Source organism: Mycobacterium aquaticum, from assembly GCF_002086485.1.
GTDB lineage: Bacteria > Actinomycetota > Actinomycetes > Mycobacteriales > Mycobacteriaceae > Mycobacterium > Mycobacterium aquaticum.
The window spans coordinates 69,186-93,759 of sequence record NZ_MVHF01000018.1 but is presented as its reverse complement, the minus strand read 5'-3'; the positions used below and the strand labels follow the sequence as shown (position 1 = coordinate 93,759).

Below are 24,574 nucleotides of genomic sequence, written 5' to 3'. Positions count from 1 at the left end.
CTCAGCGTCGTAGATACCGCACCGGCATGGTGCGTGGATGGCCGTCGACGAATCCCAGTGTGTTGGTCGCGTAGGGCGCCAGGGCGCGGCTGCGGGTGACCGCGCTCGACGCGACGTATTCGTTGTCGGGGTCGGTGCCGCCGGGCTGACGGATGTACGGCCGGATCAAGCGGTACATGCCGGTGCGGGTCTCGTGCATCTGGCCGAACGCGTCGGGGTACACCTGCGTTCGGGTGGCGAGCGTCTCGTCCTCGACGGCCGGTGGCGCCGCGCCCGGCGAGCGCTGATCGAATGCCGTCGGATCGAAGGCCAGACCATAGCCGCGTGCACGCCCCACCATCCAGAGCAGGGCGATGTCGCTGAGATCGTGTTCCGGATAGCCTCCCCCGATGTCGGAGTGCACCCCGGAAAACCACACCTGTTCCACCCGTTGATGTTTCGGCGGATCCGGTTGTCTGGCCCACAGCGTCGGCTGGAACGGGCCACGCTTCTCGTCGATGGCCAACGCCTGGAAGGCCGCGTCGACGTAACTGCTCAGCGCGGTGTCGTGAAATGCCCACCGCTCGTTCACCAGCTTGGCGAGACCGAACCCACTCACCGGAATGCCCAGTGCGCCCACGGTGTCCCAGACACCGATGAAACGGATGCGGGATTCATACGAGTACGAGCGCCGGAACAGGGTCGATTGGGTGCTTCGCGGATGCGTCTTGCTGGTGCGGTCGCGGTACAGCGCGTAGGCATCGTCGATTCGGTTGGTGTGCTGTGGTCGCAGGATACCGGCGTTGCGGACGAATCCGGCGGTGCTGCGCGCGGTGAACGCGCCCCTGCTGAACCCGAAGAAGAACAGTTCGTCACCCGGGGCGTAGTTCTCCACGACGAACCGGTAGGCCTCGATGACGTTGTGCGACAGCCCGTATCCGAACGCACCACCGCTGATCCGCTCGCCGCGGCCGGTGCCGACGCCAAGGGAATAGAACACCCGCTGTTCGATCCCTTTGGCGTCCTGATCGGCCACCGCGAGTGCGACCTTGGTGACATTGGTCGGAGCCTGTTGATCGGGGGTGTTCCACGTCCCGTCGCAGCACACCACCAAACGTTTCGGCATGTCTCTCCCTTGCCTGGATGGCCGAGCGGTCTCGAAAGCAAGTTTGACTGTGCCGGAACACAAATGGGCGGCATTGGACGTCGGCCGTACTCGAAGTCGTTGCGTGCGCAACGAGACCTCAGCGCAGGCGCAGTACCACTTTGCCCTTGGCGCTGCGGTTTTCCAGTGCAGCGATGGCGTCGCCGGCGCGTTCCAGCGGATAGACCTCGGGGGCCGGTGCCGCGATGGCGCCCTCGGCGAGCAGCGGTTGCAGCTCGGCCCACTGTTCGGCCAGGAAGCCCGGGTGGGTGAAGGTCCACGCGCCCCACCCGGCGCCGACAACGTCGACGTTGTTGAGCAGCAGCCGGTTCACCTTCACGGTGGGGATGTCGCCGCCGGTGAACCCGATGACCAGCAGCCGGCCTCCCACCGCCAATGAACGCAGTGAGTCGGTGAACCGGTCGCCGCCGACCGGATCGACGACGATGTCGACCCCGCGCCCGGCCGTGAGCTCTTTGACGGCGTCGCGGAAGCCGTCGGCCAGCACCACGTCGGAAGCCCCTGCCGCCCGGGCGATCTCGGCCTTCTCCTCGGTGGACACCACGGCGATGGTGCGTGCGGCGCCCAGCGCGGGCGCCAATCGCAGCGCCGAGGTGCCGATCCCGCCGGCCGCACCGTGCACCAGCACCGTTTCGCCCGCGGCCAGCCGACCTCTCGTGCGCAGCGCGAAATGCACCGTCATGTCGTTGAACAGGATGCCTGCCCCGGATTCGAACGACACCGAATCCGGCAGCGCAAACACCCGATCCGGCGGCAGCACAACCACTTCGGCCATCCCGCCGGACAGCATGGTCAGGCCGAGCACCCGGTCACCGGCCGCCACGTGCGCTCCCGCCGGGGCGCTGCGCACCACGCCGGCGACCTCGGCTCCGGGAGTGAACGGCAGCTCGGGCTTGTACTGGTAGAGGCCACGGGTCAGCAACGCGTCGGGGAAAGCCACCCCGGCCGCATGGACATCGATCACCACCCCGGCGCTCCCGGCCGGTTCATCGATCTCGACCAGCTGTACCGCCGACGGTCCGTCGAGCCGGGTGATCTGTGCTGCACGCATCGGGGCCTCTTTCCTGTATCGGGTCGGGCCCAATTCTGCGCCTGCCGCCGTCGCCCTCCTCGTCCGGTCCGGGAAACCACGGCCACTCTCGACAGGTGTCAAGTTCGTGTCCTAGCATCAGCCGATGCTCACAGCCCGCGCCGCTGTCCTGCTCGACGCCGGAGGCGATCCGCAGCTGACCGACGTCCAACTCAGGGAACCTGTCGGCGACGAGGTGCTGGTGCGCATCGACGCGGTGGGCATCTGCCACACCGACATCAGCGTCGCCGCCCGGTTCCGCAAGCTGCCCATGGTGTTCGGGCACGAAGGTGCAGGCACGGTGGTCGCGGCGGGACCGCGGGCCGCGCGGCGGGTCGGTGAGCAGGTGGTTCTCACGTTCGCCAGTTGCGGTGTCTGCTCGAACTGCGCTGCCGGGCGGCCGGCCTACTGCGATCACGCCACCGACCTCAACATGCGGGGCGGTCGTCGCGACGAGTCCAGTGCACTGCGCCTCGATGGCGCCCCGATCACCGCAGGCTTCTTCGGCCAGTCCAGTTTCGCCACCCACGCCATCGCCCGCAGCCGCAGCGCGGTCGCGGTGCCCGAGTCGATCGACCCGGCAGTGGCGGCGCCGCTCGGCTGCAGCGTGCAGACCGGCGTGGGCGCCGTGCTCAACGTGCTCACCCCCGAGCCCGGCGACCCGTTCGTCGTCTTCGGAGCCGGCGCCGTGGGCCTTTCTGCCGTCATGGCTGCCCGCATCGCCGGTTGCCGGACCATCGTCGCCGTCGACCCCATCGAGCAACGACGCACGCTGGCAACGGAATTGGGCGCCACCGCGACCATCGACCCGACAACCTCCGACGTGGTCGCCGAGGTGGTCGAACTCACCGGCGGAGCGGGCGCCGCGGTCGACACCACTGCCCGGCCCGACGTGATCGCCGCGGCGGTCGGTGCGCTGCGCACGCGCGGCTCCCTGGCGCTCGTCGGCCTCGGTGCGCTGACCGCGGAGCTGCCCGTCGCGCTCATCATGGGCAAGGGGCTGGCGGTGCGCGGCGTGGTGGAGGGCGACAGCGAACCGCAAACATTCATACCCCGGCTTGCCGCGCTGCACCGCCGCGGCGAGCTGCCGTTGGACAAGGTCGTGACAACCTACCCGTTCGACGACTTCGACCGGGCGTGGGCAGCCGCCAAGGCCGGTGAGGTGGTCAAACCGGTGTTGGTGACCGGCGCGTAGGCTGCCAGTTCAGTGCATTTCCTCAAGGCAACGACGCCGACGATCGGAGCATCGATGACCGCAGCAGCTCTGCCCCAGCTACCTCCCGGACGCCCGCTGCAGGTTCGTGGCACCGACGGTGTCCGGCTACATGCGCAGGTGTTCGGGCCGGCCGACGGTCAGCCGATCGTGCTGGCGCACGGCATCACCTGCGCCATCACCGTGTGGGCGCACCAGATCGCGGACTTGGCCACCGATCACCGTGTCATCGCTTACGACCACCGTGGGCACGGCCGCAGCGAGACCCCGCGTGGGCGCCGCGGCTACAGCCTCAACCACCTGGCCGGCGATCTGGACGCGGTGCTCGACGCCGCCCTCGCACCAGGGGAGCGGGCCGTTATCGCCGGTCATTCGATGGGTGGCATCGCGATCAGTGCGTGGTCGCAGCGCTACCCGCTCCGGGTGCGTCAATGCGCCGCCGCGGTCGCGTTGATCAACACCACCACCGGTGACCTGCTGCGGGATGTGCAACTCGCGCAGGTCCCTGCACCGTTGAGCGCGACCCGGGTCCGAGCCGCCGGGACCCTGCTCAAGACGTTCGGTGCGACTCCGGTGCCACGCCTGGCCGACGGTCCCAACAAACGATTCGTGTCATACCTGGCCGTGGGGCGCGATGCCGACCCGTGGGTCGCCCAGTTCGTCTACGAACTGTTCGCGTCGACCCCGGCGGCTGGGCGCGGCGGCTGGGCGCGCGTCCTGGTGGACAGCCTGGGGTCGCGGCATATCTCGCTGCGCAACCTGGCGGTGCCCACCCTGGTGATCGGCAGCGCGCAGGACCGGTTGCTGCCGATCAACGCGTCGCGCCGGATCGCCGCGGACGCACCCAACCTGGCCAAGCTCGTCGAGCTCACCGGCGGCCACTGCGCCATCCTGGAACGTCCCCAGCAGGTCAACCAGCAGTTGCGCGCGCTCGCCGACTCGGTGGCCCCACACGAACGCGTCAGCTAGGGCTTGCGAGCGCCTCGGCGACCTCGGTCGCCGCGCGTTGCCCGGAGCGCACGGCGCCGTCGAGGAACCCTGTCCACCGGTCGGCCGTCTCGGTGCCTGCCCAGAAGATGCCGTCCACCGGTTTGCGCAGCCAGGGCCCGTAGGTGGTCCACGACATCGGCGGCACGGCCGCTGTCGGTCCGCCCGGGGCGAATGCTTCTGTGCCCCAACAGTGGTCGATGTAGTCGACGGGCTTCAACGCGGCCTTGCCGAACAGCCTGGCGAAGCCGGCAAGCGCCTGATCGCGCCGCTGTTCGGCGGGCAGCGGGTCAAACGCGCGGGCGTCGGTGAACCCCAGCAGGATGCCGGGACCGTCCTCGGGGCTGACGTCGAAGGTGATGAACACCGGCCCCTCGTCGGACAACGCCTCACCCGAACACCCGCCGGCCCGCCAGAACGGCTTGTCGTAGGCGGCATACGCCTTGCTCAACGTGCCCTGCGGCCAGTGCTCGGTCAGCTCCGTGTACTGCCGGGGCAGTGGCGGGTCGAATGCGATGTGGGCGCGATGCTGGGGTGCGATCGCCACGATCACAGCGCGGGCCGACACCTGACCGCCCGCGTAGCCGACCACGACGCCGCCGTCCGGTCGGCGCTCGATGCGCTGCGCGGGCGTCCCGAGCACCACGCGCTCACCCAGCTCCTCGGCCATCCGCAGGGCGATCTGCTGCGTGCCGCCCGGGAAGCGGTCCTGCTGCGCACCGCCCTTGACGTCGAGCAAGCGGCCCAGTCCGCCTGCGGCCCTGATGTAGCGCACGGCATGCAGCATCGACACCGCATCCGGTTCGGCGCCCCAGGTCACTCGGGACACGATCGCCATCAGATTGCGTGTCGAGGCGCTGGCGTGCACCGACCGCAGCCAGCGCTCCATGGTGATCTGATCGAGTTTGCGGGCGGTGGCGCCGTTCCACGGCTCGGACACCCGGACCTGGCGGCGCAGCCGCTCGAACCGCCATTGGATGCGCGACACGTCGACCAGTTCGATGATCGACAGCTTCGGGATGGTGCTGCGGTACGACCGGACCTTGCCGTGCCAGCGGATCAAGTTCTTCCCGCGGCAGTACGTCGGCACGGTCTCGCAGCCCAATTCGGCGGCCAGTTTCAGCACCGCGTCCTGCGTCGGCCCGACGAACGTGCCGCCCAGGTCCACCGGGACACCGGCGATCGTGGTGGTCGACGAACGGCCCCCGACCCGGTCGCGGCCCTCGAGCACCAGCACGTCGTGCCCGAGGCTCTCCAGTTGGCGGGCGGCCGCCAGCCCGGCGAATCCGGCCCCCACCACGACGACGTCGGCGTTGGTTGGGATGCTCATCTGACTAGGCTCTCACGCCATGCAGGTGATGACGGCGTTGTTCGGGCCGACGGACGCGATCGACCGGGCTCACGCGTTGCGGGAGGCCGGTGCCGGCGGCGTATTCACCTTCGAAGGCCCGCACGACGTGTTCGCACCACTGACGTTGGCGTCCACGGTCGGTGGCCTGGACCTGCTGACCAACGTCGCAATCGCCTTTCCGCGCAACCCCATTCAGCTGGCCCATCAGGCCGTCGACCATCAATTGCTCTCCGGCGGGCGGTTCACCTTGGGATTGGGCACGCAGATCCGGACTCAGATCGAAAAGCGTTACGGCGCAGACTTCGACCGCCCGGTGGCCCGGATGGCCGAACTCATCGCCGCGCTGCGAGCGATCTTCGCGGCCTGGCAGACAGGCGAACGGCTGAACTTTCACGGCGAGTTCTATCGGCACACGCTGATGACACCCACATTCACGCCGCGGGACAACCCGTACGGTCCGCCGCCGATCTATGTCGGTGCGCTCGGGCCGCGGTTGACGCGGGCGACCGCCCAGTTCGCCGATGGCCTGCTGGTCATGCCGTTCGGCTCCCGGCGGTTCCTGAACGACGTGACACTGCCCGCGGTGCGTGACGGGCTGAGCGCCTCCGGTCGCGAGCTCGCTGATTTCGCGGTGGTCCCCGAGATCATCGTCTCGGTAGGTGACGATCACGACGCGACCCGGCGGCTGCTGGCGTTCTACGGGTCCACCCCGGCGTATCGGCCGGTGCTCGACGTGCATGGCTGGGGGGATCTGCAACCGGAACTCAATGCGCTGTCCAAGCAGGGCCGCTGGCAGGAGATGGGTTCGCTGATCGATGACGAGATGCTGCACACCATCGCCGCGTGCGGTAGCCCCAGCGACATCGCGGCGCACATCCGCGACCGGGTGTGCGGGGTGTCCGACCGGGTGTGCCTGTATCAGCCCGGCCCGATCCCGGTCGATTCGCTGGCCGAGATCGTTGACGCACTGCGCACCTGAGGGCTAAATGTGGATGGTACGCAGCGGGACCAAAGGAGGTTCGCATGGCGGCCACGGAACTCGATCACACGGACGTGCTCATCATCGGGGCCGGTATCTCCGGTATCGGTGCGGCCTACCGCATCCATGAGAAGAACCCTCGTCTGACGTACACGATCCTGGAGCGCCGTGCGCATATCGGTGGCACGTGGGACCTGTTCCGCTATCCGGGAATCCGTTCCGACAGTGACATCTTCACGCTCAGCTTCCCGTACGAACCGTGGACTCGGCCCGAGAGCGTCGCCGACGGCGCGGACATTCGCGAGTATCTGACCGCCACAGCAGGCAAATACGGCATCGACCGGCACATCCAGTTCGACACCAGGGTGCTATCGGCGGATTGGGATTCGGCCACCGACACCTGGACCGTGCAGGCGCAGCACGACGGACAGCCGCGGACCTACCGGGCGCGATTCGTCTTCTTCGGCACCGGTTACTACAACTACGACGAGCCATACGCCCCCGAATTTCCCGGGATCGAGACTTTCCGTGGTGAGGTGGTGCACCCGCAATTCTGGCCCGAAGCGCTGGATTACACCGGCAAGCGGGTGGTGGTGATCGGCAGCGGCGCCACCGCGATCAGCTTGATTCCCGCGTTGGCGCGCCAGGCCGGTCACGTGACGATGCTGCAGCGCTCACCGACCTACATCCTGTCGATGGCGCGCGTCGATCCGATGGTGCAGGCCATCCGAAAATACCTGCCGCGGAGGGTTTCCCATCAAATCGTGCGATTCCGCAACGCGATGATCCACGTGTTGATGTACTTCGTGTTCCGCAAGGCACCCGAGTTCGGCCGCCGGCTGATCCGCAACCGCACAGTCGCGGCGCTGCCCCCGGGCTATCCCGTCGACGTCCATTTCAAGCCGCGGTACAACCCGTGGGATCAGCGGCTGTGCCTGGTGCTCGACGACGATCTGTTCGAGCGCATCAGCGACGGCCGAGTCGACGTGGTGACCGATAACATCGACCACGTCGATGCCGACGGCATCGTGTTGCGCTCGGGCGGCCGCGTCGACGCCGACATCATCGTCACCGCAACGGGTTTGCAGTTGCAGGCCCTCGGCGGCGTGACCCTCAGTATCGACGGCATCGAGATGAAGCCGACCGAGCGCTTCGTCTACAAGGAGTTCCTGCTCGAAGACGTCCCCAACATGGCGTGGTGCATCGGATACACCAACGCGTCGTGGACGCTACGCGCCGACATGACGGCCCGCGCCGTGGCGAAGCTGTTGGCCTACATGGATTCCCACGGGTACACCCACGCCTATCCGCACCGGGGACCGGGCCCCATGCAGGAGAAGCGGACCTGGGATCTGGAATCCGGCTACATCCAGCGCTCCGCACATGCGCTGCCGCGCTCGGGCACCAAGCGACCATGGCATGTTCGGCACAACTACGTGCTCGATGCCATCGACCACCGGTTCGACCGCATCGACGAGTCGATGGTGTTCGGCCGTGCGCCCGCCATGGCCCGCTCCGAGTCAGTCGCCTAGTTCCCGCGAGCAGACGCAGACTCGCACAAGTCGACCGGCTACAGTGCGATTCTGCGTCTGCTCGCGCAAGAAAACTAGGGGGCGACGGTCAGCCAGTCCGCGAAACCTGACGGGTCGTGGCGGCCCAGCGCGCCGTGCTCGAACAGGCCCCAGCCCTCCACGGGTGCACCGTTGCCTTCGGTGCACACCGCGCGGCCGACGTGGTCGATCACGCCGAACCCGGCCCGGCCGATGATCGCGGGATCGGTCATGTCGTAGGTGAGGCGTTCGGTGAACCGCTCGCCTTTCCACATGCCGTGCAGCCAGTCGACGTCGCCGCCGTAGCCGCCGCCCACGTGAATGGGCACGGGCAGTTTGGATTCCACCTCGAACTGTACCGGCGAGCCGTCGAGAGTCGTGGCGTCGATGGTCGCGCCGGTCGGGATACGGGTGCCGGAGCGGTAGTGGATCTTCACGCGCGGCCAGCCGAGTTGTTCGACGCGGCCGTCCTTCCAGATCCGCGTGCAATCGTTGAGCGAGCGGAATCCGTTGGGTTCCTCCTGGATGATGATGACGATCGAGAACTCGTCGAACGCGATCGGCACGTAGAGCCACCACATGCCCTCGAACGGCGGATCGGCCGGACGGCCCGCGGGCTCGGCCTCGCCGATCGGCCGGATTCCCCACGAGCGGTCCCGAGAGCCGATCCACGTTGCCGGGTCGACGGCGATGTGCTCCCCGTCGATCTCCAGATGACCGGTCCACGAACCCAATTGGGCGAACCGCTGGGCATCGAGGGTGACGCGGTTGCCCTGCCGCATCAGATGCGGCTGCTCCTGTACGACGTCGAAAAGCCCGTTCCAGGTGAGATCTGCTGCGATGCCGTCGGTTTCGTCGAGCACGATGCGCACTTGCTGCAGTGGTTCGGTGACCTCGACGCGGTAGCCGAGGACGTGCTGGTGCAGCCGGTCCTGGTCGATGGCGTCGGACAGATGGACCGCGGTTTGGGTGTCACCGCCCCCGCCGAATCTGCCGCTGCCGCGGCGACCGACCAGCAGATAGGCATCCTTGACCCCGAGGTTGGGGTAGTAGCCGATGCCGGTGATGACGAAGATGTCGCCGGTGCGGTCGTGGGCATTGAAATACGAGCGGTCGTAGAAATTCCGGTCCGATGATCCGGGCCAGGCGATGGGCTGGGGGACCTGGTGTACCGGGAATTCGTCCATGGGGCCGAGCACTATGGTGTCTCCTCGATCATGCGTTGCAGCAGAGGCCGGTGGTAGAACAGGGTTTCGACGTCGTCAGGTTTTTCCATCTCCCCGAAATGCACGCGGCGTGCGCCGGTGCGCATGAAGACGCAGGCCCACACCACCCCCGAATACACGTAGAACCAGCTGAGGTCGCCGACCTCGACCCCGCTGTGTTCGCGATAGGTGGCGCGGACGTCTTCCTCGCGCAGCACATCCGGCAGCCCGGGAAGGCCTGCCATACCGCAGAGCTCTTGGAAGACCATGTGCGCGTAGATGATCCACGCGACGTCGAACTCGCGCGGGCCCACCGTGGCCATCTCCCAATCGAGAACCGCGGCGGGCTCGAAGTCCCGGTAGAGCACGTTGCCGATGCGTGAGTCGCCCCACACCAGTACAGACTCGCCTGCCGCGATGTCCTCGGGGAAGTGCTCCTCCAGCCATTGCAGTGCCTGATCGACCAGCGGTGAGCGGCCGATGTCCGGTACGGCGAACTCGTACCAGTCCTTGAGCCACCTCAAGTGCCTGCGCAGCGCGGTGTCTCCCGGCGGATCGGCCCGCGTCAAGAAGTCAAAAGTCTTCTCTGCGTTGGGGATTGCATGCAATTGAGCCAGCACCCGCACGGTCGAGTCCTGCAGGGTCCGCTGCTGCTCGGCGGTGGCGTCGGCGAACCAGTTGTTGCCGAACGTGTAGGGCATGACGTCGGGCGGCACCACCCCGTCAACCCGGTCCATCAGGAAAAACGGCCGGCCCAGTACCTCGCCCGTGGGTTCCAGCCAGCGCACCGCAGGTATCGGGACATCGGTCAACTCGCGGGCCAGCCGCATCACCTCGAACTGGTCGCCCAGCCGGTACGCCGAGAACACGGGCACGTCGTCATCGGTGGGTGCCACCCGGGCCACCCATTGCTGTTCTCTGACTTCGCCGTCTTCGCTCCACCGGCCCGTGAGAATGATCGTCTCCGAGGACATTCCGTTGGAGTCGACGCCGCTCTCCACGGTGATCTCCGGTGCCACACCGCCGGGCATCACCGTCGACAGCCACTGCGACATCACCGCGGGCAGATCGCTGGTGTCCCGACTGGACCGTTGCAGTCGGTCGACGTCCTCTACGGCCCGTTCAGCGGCCATGAGCTTTTCCTTCCCGACGTAATTACGATACTGTGGGTAGCGTTATGAAAGCAGACGCGTCTTCGAATGGCAAGGTTCCGGGCGCCGGGCGCCCCCGCGACCCGCGCATCGACGCTGCCATACTGCGCGCCACCGCGGATCTGCTTGTGGAAATCGGCTATTCGGCAGTCACCATGGCCGCCGTCGCCGAACGCGCGCAGACCACCAAGACGGCGCTGTATCGGAGATGGTCGAGCAAAGCCGAGCTCGTGCACGAGGCCGCATTCCCCGCGGCGCCGAGCGCGCTGGCCACCCCGCCAGGCGATGTCGCCGCCGACGTGCGGGCCATGATCAGCGCCGCACGGGACGTGTTCACCAGCCCGGTGGTGCGCGCCGCCCTGCCGGGGCTGGTGGCCGACGTGGCCGCCGATCCCGAGCTCAATGCGCGGGTGATGGCCCGCTTCACCGGGATGTTCGCGGCGGTGCGCGACCGGGTGGTCGACGGCATCGCCCGCGGAGAGGTGCATGCCGACGTCGACCCGGACCGGCTCGTGGAGATCATCGGTGGGGCCACCATGTTGAGAATGCTGTTGTGGCCGGGCAGCGACCTCGATGACGAATGGGTGGCCCAGACCACCGCGATCGTGGTCCACGGTGTGACCATCGGGCAGTGACTCCCGGCCCTTTTGCGTCATGGTGAGGACAAACCTTCCGGGCGGCCGCGGCGCTGCATAGCCTGTGGCCACGTGACGCTTACTGCCCCACGTTCGGCGGCCAAACCCACTGCGCGCACTGTCGCGTTGGGCAGCGCGGTCGGCACCACGATCGAGTGGTACGACTTCTATCTGTACGCCACGGCCGCTGCCTTGGTCTTCAAACCACTGTTCTTCCCGAACATCTCATCGACGGCGGGAACCCTGGCCTCGTTCGCGACGTATGCGGCGGGGTTCGGGGCCAGGCCGCTCGGCGCGCTGATATCAGGTCACTACGGAGACCGGTTGGGACGCAAGGCTGTTCTGGTGGCCGCGCTCGTCGGAATGGGCCTGAGCACCTTCGCGATCGGGCTTTTGCCGACGTACGCCCAGGTCGGGCTGCTGGCTCCCGCACTGCTGGTGAGCCTGCGGTTGCTGCAGGGCCTGGCGGTGGGCGCGGAATGGGGCGGCGCGGCACTGCTCTCGGTGGAGCATGCACCGGCGGGGCGCCGCGGCCTGTTCGGCAGCTTCACGCAATTGGGCTCGCCGGCAGGCATGTTGCTGTCGACGGGGGTTTTCTACGCGACGAGGACGATCACGGGCCCCGATGCCTTCCTCAGCTACGGTTGGCGAATCCCGTTCCTGCTGAGTGCCGTTCTCGTCGTGATCGGGCTGGTGATCCGACTGAGGATCACCGACGCCGAGGTGTTCACGCGAGTCCGGGACCGCGGCGAGGTGGTGCGGTTGCCGGTGCTGGAGGTGCTGCGTACCCAGCCGCGAAATGTGTTGATCACCACCGGGTTACGGTTCTCACAGATTGCCCTGTTCGTCCTGCTGACCACGTATTCATTGACCTACCTTGCGGATTCAGAGGCGGGCAGCCAGGTCGGCCTGACGGCCGTCCTCATCGCGTCGGCCATCGGCCTGATCAGCACGCCGGCGTGGGCGATGCTGTCCGACCGCGTGGGCAGGCGGCCACCGTACCTGTTCGGCGCCATGGCGGGTGTGGTGGCCCTGACCCTGTTCTTCGTGGCGGCAGGCACCGGATCCCACGTCGCAATCGTGCTGTCCATGGTGTTCGGGATCAACATCGCGCACGACGCCATGTACGGGCCCCAGGCCGCCTGGTTCGGTGAACTGTTCGACACCCGGGTGCGCTACAGCGGGGCTTCGCTGGGGTATCAGATCGGTGCGGTGCTCTCGGGTGGATTCGCACCGTTGATCGCAGCGGCTCTGCTGGTGGCCGGTGGGGGCAGCCCCTGGCTGATCGTCGGGTATTTCGCGGTGCTGACCGCGATCACGCTGACATCCGCCTACTTCGCACGGGAAACGCATCGGGACGAGATCGGGGACGCGCGATGAGCCGGATTTATCTCAACGCGTTCGACATGGCATGCGTCGGACATCAGTCCGCAGGGCTGTGGCGTCACCCCGAAGACCAGGGCTACCGATACCGCGAATTGGGCTACTGGACAGAGCTGGCCCGCATCCTGGAGTCCGGAGGTTTCGACGCGCTGTTCCTCGCCGACGTGCTCGGGGTGTACGACGTCTATGGCGGTTCGCGGGACGCGGCAGTGGCCGACGCCGCACAGGTACCGGTCAACGATCCGACGCTGGCTGTGTCGGCCATGGCCGCGGTTACCGAAACGCTCGGTTTCGGAGTCACGGTGTCGCTGACCTACGAGCAGCCCTACGCACTCGCGCGGCGGTTCGCGACGCTGGATCACCTGACCGATGGCCGGGTGGCCTGGAACATCGTCACCTCGTACCTCGACAGCGCCGCCCGCAATCTCGGGCTGGACGCCCAAATCCCGCACGACGAGCGCTATGAGATCGCCGAGGAGTACCTCGAGGTCTGCTACAAGCTGTGGGAGGCGTCGTGGGAGCCGGGCGCCGTTGTCCGCGACCGAGAGCGCGGCGTGTTCACCGATCCGGCCAAAGTGCACGACATCGAACACAAAGGTCGCTACTTCAGCGTCCCGGGGCCGTTCCTGTCCGAACCGTCCCCACAGCGCACGCCCGTGCTGTTTCAGGCGGGAGCCTCACCTCGAGGAGTCCGATTCGCCGCCGCCCATGCCGAGGCGGTCTTCGTGTCGGGCCCGACGCCGGAAATCGTCGCCAAGCCGGTCACGGCGCTGCGTGCCGCCGCAGCCGAGCTCGGGCGAGATCCCCGGTCGATCAAGGTGTTCACGATGCTGACCCCGATCGTCGCCGAAACCCATGAGGCGGCCGTCGCCAAGCTGCACGACTACCGGAGGTATGTGAGCACCGACGGTGCGCTGGCGCTGTTCGGCGGCTGGACCGGGGTGGACCTCGCCGAGCTCGGGGCCGACGAACCGCTGAAATACGTACAGACCGAGGCCAATCGGTCTGCGCTGGCATCGTTTACCACGCCGGACCGCAACTGGACCGCGGGGGAGCTCGCCCACGAAGTCGGTCTCGGTGGCCGTGGACCGGTGGTGGTGGGTTCGCCGGCCGAGGTCGCCGACGAACTCGAACGCTGGGTCGACGAGGCCGGCGTCGACGGGTTCAATCTGGCCTACGTCACGACACCGGGGACCTTCGTCGACTTCGCCCGCCATGTCGTACCCGAGTTGCGTCGTCGTGGCCGGGTCCCGGATCACGCGGAGCGGGCGACACTACGAGAGCGGCTCGGCGGCGCCGGACCGTTACTGTCCGCGGACCACCCTGGCGCGGCGTACCGGCCGTCGGATTGGTCCTGACACGATCAGTTGACATACACCGTCGTCGAGGCCCGACACTGGGACGATGAGCGAGCAACCGTTCCCCGCGGACTGGCAGATCGCACTCGTGCTGGTGCCTCACCCCGACGATCCCGAGTACGGCATCGGCGCGGCCGTCGCCAAGTGGACCGATTCCGGCAAGACCGTGCATTACGCCCTGGCCTCCCGTGGTGAGCGGGGCATCGCAGGCATGCCGCCCGAGCAGGCCGGACCGTTGCGGGAAGTCGAGCAGCGCCGGTCGGCGGCCCTCGTCGGCGTCAGTGACGTGGCGTTCTGGGACTTTCCAGACAGCGACATTCGCGACACCCCCGAGTTGCGCGCCAAGATCGCCACGACCATCGCGACGTTGCACCCCGACCTCGTCGTCACCATCTACAGCGGCGCGAGTTGGGCGCCCGATGCGCCCAATCAGCGCGACCACATCGAGTTCGCGCACGCGGTCGCGGCGGCCTTCGACGGTTTGGTCGAGCCACCACGCTGGTTGTTCGAGAACGGGCCGGAGCCGACGCACTGTGAGGCGGTGGAGGGTTATCTCGAGAGGGCGGTCGAATCGCTTGCCGCCCATGAGGTTTACCTGTCAGTGCTCGACCCGCACACGCCTGTCGTCGAGCAGGCTCGCCACCAGGTGGAGATGACAACCCCGGTACGGGAGGCGGTCGGTGGACGCGCCGTGGATTTCATTCTCAAGCGACACCGCTGAGCGAGAACCCGCCCCGCCTACTATCGACGTGTGCGAGCCGTGGTGTATCCCGAGGTCGGTGTGCTGCCGGCAGTTGTCGATGTGGGCGCTCCCGAATGCCCTCCCGACGGTGTGATCGTCGAGGTGGCCGCCACCGGCGTGTGCCGTTCTGACTGGCATGCCTGGCGGGGTCACGATCCGGTTGAACTGCCCATCATTCCCGGGCACGAGTTCGCCGGGACCATCGCTGCAGTCGGCACGGATGTCACCGACTGGCAGGTCGGTGAGCGCGTCACGGTGCCGTTCGTGCTGGGTTGTGGGCAGTGCGAGTACTGCGCCGCAGGCGACGCGCAAGTATGCCCCGACCAGCTGCAGCCCGGGTTCACCCTGCCGGGCTCCTTCGCTCAGCGGGTGGCCGTGCCACGTGCGCAGACCAACCTGGTGCGGCTGCCGGATACGGTTTCGTTCGTCGCGGCGGCCGCACTGGGGTGCCGGTTCGCGACGTCGTTTCGTGCCGTCGTCACGCACGGCGGGGTACAGCCCGGCCAGTGGGTCGCGATACACGGCTGCGGCGGCGTCGGCCTGTCGGCGGTGATGATCGCGAAAGCGTTCGGCGCCAACGTCGTTGCCATCGACCGCAGCGCAGAAGCGCTCGCCACGGCCGGTGCGCTCGGCGCAGACGAACTGGTGAACGGCTCCGAGATCGACGATGTCGCAACCGAAGTCGTCCATCGGACCGGGGGAGGGGCGCACATCGGCGTCGACGCCATCGGCCACCCCGCGGTCGCGGTGGCCTCGGTGTCCTCACTGCGCCGTCGGGGCCGGCACGTTCAGGTGGGTTTGCTGCTCGGCGACGCGGCGCAGACCGCCCTGCCCATGGACCGCGTGATCGCCCAGGAGCTCGCGGTCCTCGGCTCGCACGGTATGCCCGCCGTGGACTATCCGGCGATGCTTGCGCTCCTCGCGACCGGCGCTCTTGACCCGGAACGGTTGGTGACGCGGGTGGTGGGGCTCGACGAGGCGGGCGCGGCGCTGGCCGCCATGGATGCGCCGACGGGTCCCGGGATGACCATCATCGAACCCGGCCGCTGAGGGTGAGTCGTACCATCAGCCTGTGATCGGCGATTCACGGACCAACGGCAGCAGTCACACTGTGCTGGCAGAGGTCGACAGCACCTCGTATCAGTCGCTGCGGCACCGACCGGTGTCGCGTGCCGAGCGATACGCGATCGGCAAGGGGCTGCGCAAACGCGTTCCGCGTCGCACACTGGCCGATTGGGATCCGCGCATCGGACGCCCCGACCCGGTCCAGCTGATCACGATCAGCCACGAGGGCCGTGTCGATCGGCTCATCCCGGTCCGGGTCGGTCGCATGGTCGCGTCGCCGTACGGCTTTCTCCGTGGTTCGGCGGTGGTCATGGCCGAGGATGTCGCGCATCTGCCGAGCACCGGCATCAACCCGGTCGTCTGCGGGGACGCGCATCTGGGCAATTTCGGGTTCTACGCGTCGCCGGAGCGGGATCTGGTCATCGATCTCAACGACTTCGACGAGGCTCACCCCGGCGGCTGGGAATGGGATCTGCGTCGTTTGGTGGCCAGCATCTGGGTAGCGGGCAGGCACAACGGCGCCAGTGAAGAGCAGTGCGCCACCTCGGTGCAAGCCTGTGTTGCGTCCTACCGCAAGCAGATTCGCTGGCTGGCCGACCAGCCGCTGTTCGCGCGCTCGTTCCAGCGGATCGGTGCCGACGAACTTGCCGCCGAGGCCGGCGGCAGGTTGCAGGACGAGGTGAACCGTGCCGCCAAGCGGGCCCGCAACCGCACGAGCGACCGTGCCCTGCCCCGTTTCACCGAAGAGGTCGCGGGAGTGCGCCGGCTGGTGGAGGAGCCCCCGCTGATCACCCGGCTCTCCGAACCGGACGCCGATCAGCTCGCCGAGGCGCTCGACGAGTACCTGTGCACCTTGGCGCCGCACTGGCGGCGCATGCTCGGTGGGTACACGCTGGTCGACGTCGCGCACAAGGTCGTCGGGGTCGGCAGTGTCGGATTGCGTGCCTACGTGGCACTGCTCGAAGGTTCGACGGCCGACGACGTGATCTTCCTGCAGCTCAAACAGGCTCGCCGTTCGGTGCTCGCACGCTATGTGCACGGCGAATCCGCCTGGCACGCCCACCAGGGGCAGCGGGTGGTGGAGTATCAGCAGGCACTTCAGACCGTCAGTGATCCGCTGCTGGGCTGGACCAGCATGGACGGTCGGCAGTACTACGTGCGGCAGTTCCGCAACATGAAGGGCACCATCCCACTGGATGCCATCGACGCCACCGCGCTCACCGACTACGCGGGCGTCGTCGGACAGTTGCTCGCGAAAGGCCATGCCCGCACGAGTGGCGCATCGATGATCGCCGGCTACATGGGCCGCTCCGACCGCGTGGACCAGGCGCTGTGTCTGTTCGCCCGGCGTTATGCCGACCAGACCGAGGCCGACCACGCCGCTCTGGTTGCCGCCGTGGATCGTGGGCTGCTGCCCGTGGAGCGCGGCGTCTGAGTCCAAGGATCTCTGGCGCCATGAACTGAATCTGGCGGCCGGCAGCGGCGAGGTGTAGTTTCGTTACGAAACCGTTCCGTTATTTAAGTAGGGATCATGGCCGATGGTGAGGTGTTGATCGCCGGGGCAGGCCCGGCCGGCCTGGCGGTGGCCTGCGGATTGCTGAGTCAGGGTGTGCCGGTGCGCATCATCGACAAGGCCGAGGGTCCGGCCACGACATCGCGGGCAAACTTCGTGCACGCGCGGGGATCGGAGGTGCTCGACCGCCTAGGAGCTCTCGGCACGCTGCCACAGCAGTCGGTGCGTGCCATGCGGATCACCACCTACCTCGGCGACGAGCCGGTCATGCGGATTCGGTTCGGCGACCCCGGAATCCGTTCAGCCGCACCACCTATGGTCGTCTCGCAGGCGGCCGTGGAAGCGGCCCTGCGGGGCCGGCTCGCCGAGCTGGGCGGTGCGGTCGACTGGTCGACACCGCTGACCGACCTGCGGCAGGACGCCGGCGGTGTGGAGGCGACCCTCGGGGACGGTGCGACGACCCGCGCGGCCTGGCTCGTCGGCTGCGACGGCGCCGCCAGCACCACCCGGCGCCGCGCCGGGATCGGCTTCCGTGGTGGGCGGCTCAGCGAGCGCTTCCTGCTGGCCGACGTGCGACTCGACTGGGATCTCGACCGGTCGGGCACCACGGGCTGGATCCACCCCGACGGCATGGTCGGGGCCATGCCGATGCCCGACAATACGTGGCGCATCATCGCCTACGATCCCGACCTGGCCGACGACGCGGCGGGCGACGAGATCCTGCACCGGCTGCGACGACAACTGCCCGAGCGAACCGGGCGCGACGTGCGGGTGACCGAGGCCGAGTGGCTGTCGACGTTCACCGTGCACCGCAGGCTGGCGGACACCTACCGCCGAGGTCGTGTCCTCATCGCGGGCGACGCCGCGCACACCCACGCGCCGTTCGGCGGGCAAGGCATGCTGACCGGGCTCGGCGATGCCGAAAACCTCGCCTGGAAACTGGCTTTGGTGGTCAAGGGAACGGCAGGGCAACCGCTACTGGACAGCTACGAGGCCGAACGTCGCCCATTGGCCACCGAGGTGCTGCGCGGTACCAGTGCGGTCACCAGGATGAACATCACACAGCGGCCGGTGGGCCGCTTCGTCCGGGACCGGATTGCGGTACCCGTGCTCAATCTGCCTGCCGTACAACGCTGGATCACCTACCAGACATCGCAACTATGGGTGAGCTACCACACGGGCCCGCTGGCCGAGAAGTCACTTCCGTTGGCGCCCAAGCCCAGACCCGGCGACCGGGTCGCCGACGGAACGTATCGGGCATGTGACGGCAGCCCGGTGCGGCTCTACACACAGCTGCGCGGACATTGGGCGCTGATCTCCGATGCCCGGTCAGCGGCGTACGGCGTCGCTCGGGCCCATCTGGCCGATCGGGTGACCATCCTGCACCAGGCCGGCCGGTCTGACACGTATCTCGTGCGCCCCGACGGCCACTTGGCCTGGCGTGGAACGGATCCCGAGCGGCTCGGCAGCTGGTTGTCCCGGGCCCTGGCCACCGGGCGCGTCCGATGACAGCGGCCCGCGGACGCCCCCGCGATCCTGCTGTCGACACCGCGATCCTCGCTGCCGCGCTGGATCTGTTCATCGAACAAGGCATCTCCGCGATGAGTATGGAACAGATCGCCAAGCGAGCCGGTGTCGGGAAACCGACGCTGTATCGACGGTGGTCGACGAAAGAGGCTCTGGTCGCCGACGCGATCGAAACACTCGTGACCGCCGATGTCACCTGGCCTACACGCGACGAGATCGCTGCCACGCCAACGCATCAGCTCGTCAAGCGCAACATCGCCGCCGCAGCTCGAACAGCCGCCGATCCGCGCTTCCGTGCGCTCGTCGCCCAAATCTACGGTTCAGCGGTAACCCACCCACTGTTGATGCAGACCTACTGGACGCATTACATCCAGCCTCGGCGCGAGCTGGCCGTCGCGATGCTCCGTCGCGCCCAGGCCGACGGGCGGATCGCGCCCGACGCCGATCTGGACGTGCTCGTCGACATGCTCGCCGGCGGCGTGACCTACCGGGTGTTGCAACCAGATCCGCCGACCGCCAGGCAGATGAAGCACTACTTGGAGGCCGCCTACCGCCAGGTGGGTCTGTTGCCATAACCGCGAGCAGCCACTGCGGTACCGGAAGTGCGGCGTGTCGCGTACCCCAGTGTCTGCTCGCCGGGGAAAGTTGGCGCGGGAAACGTCAGCGCAGGAAGGCTTCGGCGTTGTTGGCGAGATCCAGCAGGGGCTGCGGGAGCGCGCCGAGGGCGAAGGTCACCACCGCGGTGACGGCCACCACGGTCATGGTCGGCCCGCTCGGCACCACCACGTCGGGGGCGTCCTCCGGAGGATCGGTGAAGAACATCAGCACGATGACCCGCACGTAGAAGTAGGCGGCGACGGCGCTGGCGATCACGCCGACGATCACCAGCGGAATGGCCCCGCCCTGACCGGCCGCCTTGAACACCGCGAACTTGCTGACGAACCCGCTGGTCAGCGGGATACCGGCGAACGCCAGCAGAAACAGCGAAAACACCACGCCGACAACCGGATAGCGCCGTCCCAGCCCGGCCCACCGCGACATGGCGGTCGCCTCCTCGCCGCTGGCATCGCGGACCAGACCGACCACCGCGAACGCACCAACTGTGCTGAAGCCGTAGGCGAACAGGTAGAACAGCGTCGACGACACCCCGGCCGGATTCGCGGCGATCACACCGGTGAGGATGAAGCCCGAATGCGCGACGGCCGAGTACGCCAGCATGCGTTTGACGTCTGTCTGGGTGACGGCGGTGATGGTGCCGACCACCATGGTCAGGATCGCCACCGCCCACAGCACCGGGCGCCAGTCGGCGCGCAGTTGCGGCAGCGCGACGTAGAAAATGCGCAGCGTGGCACCGAAAGCGGCGATCTTGGTGGCGGCCGCCATGAACGCCGTGATGGCCGTCGGCGCCCCTTGATACACGTCGGGAATCCACGAATGGAACGGCACCGCACCGACTTTGAACAGCAGCCCGACCAGCAGCAGGCCGATGCCGATCAGCGCGAGCGACGTGTGCCCACTGCCCGTGGCCACCGCGTCGGCGATGCCGGGCAGCGTCAGCGTGCCGGAATAGCCGTACAGCATCGCCGCGCCGTACAAGAAGAACGCCGACGAAAACGCGCCCAGCAGAAAGTACTTCAGTGCCGCTTCCTGGGATAGCAACCGGCGCCGCCGCGCCAGCCCGCACAGCAGGTACAGCGGCAACGACAGCACTTCCAGCGCGATGAACATGGTGAGCAGATCGTTGGCCGCCGGGAACAGCAGCATGCCGCCGATGGCCAGCATGGTCAGAGGAAACACCTCGGTCTGCATCACGCCGGCACGGGTGGCCAACTGCTCCGCCACACTGCCGGCGACCGCAGAGGCCTGCGGGGTGAAACCGTCCAGACCGCGTGCGCTGTCATCGGTTTGGCTGCCGATCTGGCGTTCGGCGATCAGCAGGATCCCCAGAATGCCGACCAGGGCGATGGTGGCCTGCAGGAACAACGCGGGCGGATCGAGCATGACCGCGCCCAGTACCGCGGCCCGGCCGGGACTGCCGTGCAGGTCGCGCGCCAGCAGCCCCACCGCGACGATCGCGGCGATGAGCCCGCCGAGCGCCAGGGTCACCTGAATCGGGTAGCGGCTGCGGCGCGGCGCGAAAGCCTCCACGAGAACACCGGCGACCGCCACACCGAAGACGATCAGCATGGGGGAGAGCAAGCCGTATTCGATGCTGGGTGTCACCATGTCAGCGGCTCCCTTCCGCCACGGTCGGCGGTGCGCTCGGTACCGGATCGGTCTGGCCCATGATCGTCAGGGTGTGGTGAACAGCCGGATTGATCACGTCGAGCGCGGGTTTGGGATAGATCCCGAGCACCAGCAGCAGCGCGATGAGCGGCGCCACCACGGCGAGCTCGCGAGGAACGAGATCGCGCAAGCTACGCACACTCTCGGTGCCGTCGCTGTCGTCCTCACGAACAGGTCCGGTCATCATCCGCTGGTAGGTCCACAGGATGTAGACCGCAGACAGCACCAGGGCGGTGGCGGCGAACACCGCCAACACCGGATAGCGGGTGAATGTGCCGATCAGGACCAGGAATTCGCTGATGAACGGGGCCAGGCCCGGCAGAGACAGGGTGGCGAGACCGGCCACCAGGAAGGTGCCGGCCAGGACCGGCGCCACCTTCTGCACCCCGCCGTAAGAGGCGATCAACCGGGAACCGCGCCGCGACACCAGGAATCCGGCGATGAGGAACAGAGCAGCCGTGGAGATCCCGTGGTTGATCATGTACAGAGTCGACCCGGACTGTCCCTGGCTGGTCATGACGAAGATGCCCAGGATGATGAAGCCGAAGTGCGAGATCGATGTGTAGGCGATGAGCCGCATGACGTCGACCTGCCCGATCGCCAGCACCGCGCCGTACACAATCCCGATCACGGCCAGGGTGATGATCACGGGCCGGAAATAGGTTGCCGCGTCGGGGAACAACGGGAGGCAGTAGCGCAACATACCGAACGTGCCGACCTTGTCCATGATCGCCATCATCAACACCGCGCTGGCCGGGGTGGCCTCCACCGCGGCATCGGGCAGCCAGCGGTGGAACGGCCACAGCGGGGCCTTGACCGCGAACGCGAACATGAAACCCAGGAACAGGAAGCCACCCACCTCGGGACTGAGCACCAGCCGACCCGACGCGACTGCCTCGACGATCGCCCGGAAATCGAAAGTGCCGGAGCCGAAGACGTCGGACTGCGCCGTCACCACATACAGTCCGATCACCGCGGCCAGCATGACCAGCCCGCCGAAGAGGTTGTACAGCAGGAACTTCACCGCTGCACGCGACCTGTTCTCACCTCCGAAGCCGCCGATGAGGAAGTACATCGGGATCAGCATGGCCTCGAAGAACACGTAGAACAGCAGAATGTCCAGGGCCACCAGCGACATGAACACCATGCCCTCGACAGCCAGCATCAGTGCGAGATATGCCTGCACCGAACGGCCGGCCAGCCCGGTCCGGTCGGCGGCGTCGTTCCATCCCGCGATGATCAGCAGGGGCATCAAGACCGCGGTGAGCACCACCAGCGCGAGCGCGATCCCGTCGACGCCGAGGATGTACCCGGTCCCGAAAGATGGTATCCACGGGTGAGATTCGACGAACTGATACTGCTTGCCGGCCGGGTCGAAGCCGACCGCGAGCACCACCGCCACAGCGAGCCCGACCACCGACACGGCCAGCGCGAGCCATTTGGCCAGGGCGCGCTGCCCGGCCGGGATGAGGATCACGATCGCGGCGCCGACCGTCGGGACCGCCCAGAGCACCGTCAACCACGGAAACGTGTTCACCACAGCCGCACCGCCAGGATCGCCGCCACCACGAGCGCCGCGCCGGCGAGCATCGACAGCGCATAGGACCGGGCAAAACCCGTCTGCCATTGTCGGGACCGGTCAGAGATTCCGCTGACCAGAGCGGCCAGTCCGGTGGCCGCCCCGTCCACACCCTTGTCGTCGACTTCGACCAGAGCCGCGGTCAACGTCTGCCCACCTCGCATGAACACCGCCTCGTTGAACGCGTCGCCATAGAGGTCCCGTCGGGCCGCCACCGTGAGTGCGGATCCGGCCGGGACCTGCTCGGGAACCGGTTGCCGCGCATACATGCGGTAGGCGATCACGATGCCGATGGCCACCACTGCCAGGACGACGACGGTGACCACCCATGCGGGCACACCATGCTCGGCCTCATGCCTGCCGACCACGGGCTGAAGCCAGTGCGACAACGTCCCGCCGATCGCCAGGGCACCGCCGGAGACCACCGAGCCGACTGCGAGCAGGATCATCGGCCACGTCATGACGGCCGGCGCCTCGTGGGGATGAGCGTCTTCGGCCCACCGCGGTTCGCCGAAGAACGTCATCAGCATCACCCGGGTCATATAGAACGCGGTGATCCCGGCGCCGAGAATGGCGGCGCCACCGAGGATCACGCCACGGACGCCGCCTGCGCCCAGTGCGGCCTCGATGATGCCGTCCTTGGAGAAGAATCCGGCCAGCGGAGGTACCCCGATGATCGCGAGATACCCGAGCCCGAACGTGGCGAAGGTGACCGGCAGGGCCTTGCGGAGCCCACCGTAGCGGCGCATGTTCACCTCGTCGTTCATGGCGTGCATGACCGAGCCGGCACCGAGGAACAGCCCGGCCTTGAAGAAGCCGTGGGTGAGCAGGTGCATGATCGCGAAGGCGTAACCTGCCGGCCCGAGCCCGGCCGCGAGCACCATGTAGCCGATCTGGCTCATGGTCGACGCGGCCAGGGCCTTCTTGATGTCGTCCTTGGCGCAACCGATGATCGCGCCGAACAGCAGCGTGACGGCGCCGACGATGACGACGCCGGTCTGCGCGGCCGGTGTCAGATCGAAAATCGGGCCGGACCGCACGATCAGGTACACGCCCGCGGTGACCATGGTCGCCGCGTGAATCAGCGCCGACACCGGCGTCGGGCCCTCCATGGCGTCGCCCAACCAGGACTGCAGCGGCACCTGCGCGGACTTGCCGCATGCTCCCAGCAACAACAGCAGCCCGATGGCCGTCAGCGCCGGCTGGCTCACCCCCGGCGCGGCGGAGAACACGCCGGCGAACGAGATCGAGCCGATGGTCGCGAACATGATCATCAGCGCGATCGCCAGACCCATGTCGCCGACCCGGTTGACGACGAAGGCCTTCTTGGCGGCGGTGGCTGCCGATGGCCGGTATGACCAGAACCCGATGAGCAGGTAGGAGGCCAGGCCGACGCCTTCCCACCCCGCGTAGAGCCCGAGGTAGTTGTCCGCCAACACCAGCAGCAGCATGGCCGCCAAGAACAAATTCAGGTACGCGAAAAACCGTCGCCGGTCGGGATCTTCTGCCATATAGCCGATGGAGTAGATGTGGATCAGCGAGCCGACACCGGTGATCAACAGCACGAAGCACACGGACAGCGCATCGAGCTGCAGACCGAAGTCGACCTGCAGTCCGGCCACCGGGACCCAGGAGAACAACGTTTCGTGCACACCCCGCGCCTCGCCTGTGCGGCCCAGCATTCCGGTGAACAGCACCGCGCCCACGACGAACGCGGCAATCGATGCGGCGCATCCCAGCAAGTGGCCCCAGCGGTCCGATCTGCGCCCTGCCAACAGCAGGATCGCTGCCCCCGCGGCTGGGAGGGCGATCAGCAACCAGATAGGAAGTGTCATGG

General features: G+C 67.5%; 20 protein-coding genes. 12 read left to right on the top strand and 8 right to left on the bottom strand.

What is annotated here, in order from left to right; genetic code table 11:
* Position 1: 1 nt before the first annotated feature.
* Positions 2-1,105 carry a DUF2235 domain-containing protein gene (locus BST13_RS18565; protein WP_083165489.1) on the bottom strand — a complete coding sequence of 368 codons (1,104 nt, stop codon included), beginning with the start codon at positions 1,103-1,105 and terminating at the stop codon, positions 2-4.
* Between the two features lie 118 nt (positions 1,106-1,223).
* Complete coding sequence (locus BST13_RS18560; protein WP_083165488.1) at positions 1,224-2,195, bottom strand: NADPH:quinone oxidoreductase family protein; 972 nt, start codon at positions 2,193-2,195, stop codon at positions 1,224-1,226.
* Between the two features lie 124 nt (positions 2,196-2,319).
* Between BST13_RS18560 and BST13_RS18555 the strand changes: the two genes are divergently transcribed.
* Together BST13_RS18555 and BST13_RS18550 are read left to right on the top strand one after the other, a co-directional pair.
* Entirely contained in the window at positions 2,320-3,408 is a 1,089-nt protein-coding gene (locus BST13_RS18555; RefSeq protein WP_083165487.1) for an NAD(P)-dependent alcohol dehydrogenase, read from the top strand.
* Between the two features lie 54 nt (positions 3,409-3,462).
* Positions 3,463-4,395: an alpha/beta fold hydrolase gene (locus BST13_RS18550; RefSeq protein WP_083165535.1), complete on the top strand. Its 933-nt coding sequence runs from the start codon at positions 3,463-3,465 to the stop codon at positions 4,393-4,395.
* On the opposite strand, the gene BST13_RS18545 is transcribed toward BST13_RS18550, so the two are convergent.
* Positions 4,388-5,743 (bottom strand): flavin monoamine oxidase family protein, encoded by a 1,356-nt coding sequence (locus BST13_RS18545; protein WP_083165486.1) that lies wholly within the window; start codon positions 5,741-5,743, stop codon positions 4,388-4,390. The two genes, BST13_RS18550 and BST13_RS18545, sit on opposite strands and share 8 nt — an antisense overlap.
* A 28-nt stretch (positions 5,744-5,771) precedes the next feature.
* On the opposite strand from BST13_RS18545, the gene BST13_RS18540 reads away from it, so the two are divergent.
* Entirely contained in the window at positions 5,772-6,743 is a 972-nt protein-coding gene (locus BST13_RS18540; RefSeq protein ID WP_083165534.1) for an LLM class F420-dependent oxidoreductase, read from the top strand.
* Between the two features lie 44 nt (positions 6,744-6,787).
* Complete coding sequence (locus BST13_RS18535) at positions 6,788-8,275, top strand: flavin-containing monooxygenase (RefSeq protein ID WP_083165485.1); 1,488 nt, start codon at positions 6,788-6,790, stop codon at positions 8,273-8,275.
* 74 nt (positions 8,276-8,349) lie between these two features.
* Here the strand turns inward: BST13_RS18535 and BST13_RS18530 are convergent, their stop codons facing one another.
* Entirely contained in the window at positions 8,350-9,480 is a 1,131-nt protein-coding gene (locus tag BST13_RS18530; protein ID WP_211296120.1) for an Rv3169 family protein, read from the bottom strand.
* An 11-nt stretch (positions 9,481-9,491) separates the two neighbouring features.
* Positions 9,492-10,631 carry a phosphotransferase family protein gene (locus BST13_RS18525; protein WP_083165483.1) on the bottom strand — a complete coding sequence of 380 codons (1,140 nt, stop codon included), beginning with the start codon at positions 10,629-10,631 and terminating at the stop codon, positions 9,492-9,494.
* A 44-nt stretch (positions 10,632-10,675) separates the two neighbouring features.
* On the opposite strand from BST13_RS18525, the gene BST13_RS18520 reads away from it, so the two are divergent.
* The 8 genes from BST13_RS18520 (at position 10,676) to BST13_RS18485 (ending at position 19,447) form a co-directional block, all read left to right on the top strand.
* Positions 10,676-11,284 carry a TetR/AcrR family transcriptional regulator gene (locus BST13_RS18520; protein ID WP_083165482.1) on the top strand — a complete coding sequence of 203 codons (609 nt, stop codon included), beginning with the start codon at positions 10,676-10,678 and terminating at the stop codon, positions 11,282-11,284.
* 72 nt (positions 11,285-11,356) lie between these two features.
* Complete coding sequence (locus tag BST13_RS18515; protein WP_083165481.1) at positions 11,357-12,664, top strand: MFS transporter; 1,308 nt, start codon at positions 11,357-11,359, stop codon at positions 12,662-12,664.
* Positions 12,661-14,025: an LLM class flavin-dependent oxidoreductase gene (locus BST13_RS18510; protein ID WP_083165480.1), complete on the top strand. Its 1,365-nt coding sequence runs from the start codon at positions 12,661-12,663 to the stop codon at positions 14,023-14,025. The genes BST13_RS18515 and BST13_RS18510 overlap by 4 nt, the downstream gene beginning before the upstream one ends.
* A gap of 46 nt (positions 14,026-14,071) precedes the next feature.
* Complete coding sequence (locus BST13_RS18505) at positions 14,072-14,746, top strand: PIG-L deacetylase family protein (protein ID WP_083165479.1); 675 nt, start codon at positions 14,072-14,074, stop codon at positions 14,744-14,746.
* Between the two features lie 30 nt (positions 14,747-14,776).
* Positions 14,777-15,817: a zinc-dependent alcohol dehydrogenase family protein gene (locus BST13_RS18500; RefSeq protein ID WP_083165478.1), complete on the top strand. Its 1,041-nt coding sequence runs from the start codon at positions 14,777-14,779 to the stop codon at positions 15,815-15,817.
* 22 nt (positions 15,818-15,839) lie between these two features.
* Positions 15,840-17,267, top strand: a complete 1,428-nt coding sequence (locus tag BST13_RS18495; protein WP_083165477.1) for a DUF2252 domain-containing protein — start codon at positions 15,840-15,842, stop codon at positions 17,265-17,267.
* Positions 17,268-17,363: 96 nt separating this feature from the next.
* Positions 17,364-18,854: an FAD-dependent monooxygenase gene (locus tag BST13_RS18490; protein ID WP_083165476.1), complete on the top strand. Its 1,491-nt coding sequence runs from the start codon at positions 17,364-17,366 to the stop codon at positions 18,852-18,854.
* Positions 18,851-19,447, top strand: coding sequence for a TetR/AcrR family transcriptional regulator (locus BST13_RS18485; RefSeq protein ID WP_083165475.1), 597 nt, complete (start codon positions 18,851-18,853; stop codon positions 19,445-19,447). The genes BST13_RS18490 and BST13_RS18485 overlap by 4 nt, the downstream gene beginning before the upstream one ends.
* 85 nt (positions 19,448-19,532) lie before the next feature.
* Here the strand turns inward: BST13_RS18485 and nuoN are convergent, their stop codons facing one another.
* From nuoN to nuoL, 3 genes are read right to left on the bottom strand one after another with little or no spacing between them, the layout of a single operon-like run.
* Positions 19,533-21,098: an NADH-quinone oxidoreductase subunit NuoN gene (gene nuoN, locus BST13_RS18480; protein WP_083165474.1), complete on the bottom strand. Its 1,566-nt coding sequence runs from the start codon at positions 21,096-21,098 to the stop codon at positions 19,533-19,535.
* A gap of 1 nt (position 21,099) precedes the next feature.
* Complete coding sequence (locus BST13_RS18475; RefSeq protein ID WP_083165473.1) at positions 21,100-22,698, bottom strand: NADH-quinone oxidoreductase subunit M; 1,599 nt, start codon at positions 22,696-22,698, stop codon at positions 21,100-21,102.
* Positions 22,692-24,572 carry an NADH-quinone oxidoreductase subunit L gene (gene nuoL / locus BST13_RS18470; RefSeq protein WP_083165472.1) on the bottom strand — a complete coding sequence of 627 codons (1,881 nt, stop codon included), beginning with the start codon at positions 24,570-24,572 and terminating at the stop codon, positions 22,692-22,694. The genes BST13_RS18475 and nuoL overlap by 7 nt, the downstream gene beginning before the upstream one ends.
* Between the last annotated feature and the right edge of the window lie 2 nt (positions 24,573-24,574).

Excerpts from the sequence above, each read along its gene's own strand:
- BST13_RS18565 (WP_083165489.1), bottom strand. The coding sequence starts at position 1,105 with ATGCCGAAACGTTTGGTGGTGTGCTGCGACGGGACGTGGAACACCCCC.
- BST13_RS18560 (WP_083165488.1), bottom strand. The coding sequence starts at position 2,195 with ATGCGTGCAGCACAGATCACCCGGCTCGACGGACCGTCGGCGGTACAG.
- BST13_RS18555 (WP_083165487.1), top strand. The coding sequence starts at position 2,320 with ATGCTCACAGCCCGCGCCGCTGTCCTGCTCGACGCCGGAGGCGATCCG.
- BST13_RS18550 (WP_083165535.1), top strand. The coding sequence starts at position 3,463 with ATGACCGCAGCAGCTCTGCCCCAGCTACCTCCCGGACGCCCGCTGCAG.
- BST13_RS18545 (WP_083165486.1), bottom strand. The coding sequence starts at position 5,743 with ATGAGCATCCCAACCAACGCCGACGTCGTCGTGGTGGGGGCCGGATTC.
- BST13_RS18540 (WP_083165534.1), top strand. The coding sequence starts at position 5,772 with ATGACGGCGTTGTTCGGGCCGACGGACGCGATCGACCGGGCTCACGCG.
- BST13_RS18535 (WP_083165485.1), top strand. The coding sequence starts at position 6,788 with ATGGCGGCCACGGAACTCGATCACACGGACGTGCTCATCATCGGGGCC.
- BST13_RS18530 (WP_211296120.1), bottom strand. The coding sequence starts at position 9,480 with ATGGACGAATTCCCGGTACACCAGGTCCCCCAGCCCATCGCCTGGCCC.
- BST13_RS18525 (WP_083165483.1), bottom strand. The coding sequence starts at position 10,631 with ATGGCCGCTGAACGGGCCGTAGAGGACGTCGACCGACTGCAACGGTCC.
- BST13_RS18520 (WP_083165482.1), top strand. The coding sequence starts at position 10,676 with ATGAAAGCAGACGCGTCTTCGAATGGCAAGGTTCCGGGCGCCGGGCGC.
- BST13_RS18510 (WP_083165480.1), top strand. The coding sequence starts at position 12,661 with ATGAGCCGGATTTATCTCAACGCGTTCGACATGGCATGCGTCGGACAT.
- BST13_RS18505 (WP_083165479.1), top strand. The coding sequence starts at position 14,072 with ATGAGCGAGCAACCGTTCCCCGCGGACTGGCAGATCGCACTCGTGCTG.
- BST13_RS18490 (WP_083165476.1), top strand. The coding sequence starts at position 17,364 with ATGGCCGATGGTGAGGTGTTGATCGCCGGGGCAGGCCCGGCCGGCCTG.
- BST13_RS18485 (WP_083165475.1), top strand. The coding sequence starts at position 18,851 with ATGACAGCGGCCCGCGGACGCCCCCGCGATCCTGCTGTCGACACCGCG.
- nuoN (WP_083165474.1), bottom strand. The coding sequence starts at position 21,098 with ATGGTGACACCCAGCATCGAATACGGCTTGCTCTCCCCCATGCTGATC.
- nuoL (WP_083165472.1), bottom strand. The coding sequence starts at position 24,572 with ATGACACTTCCTATCTGGTTGCTGATCGCCCTCCCAGCCGCGGGGGCA.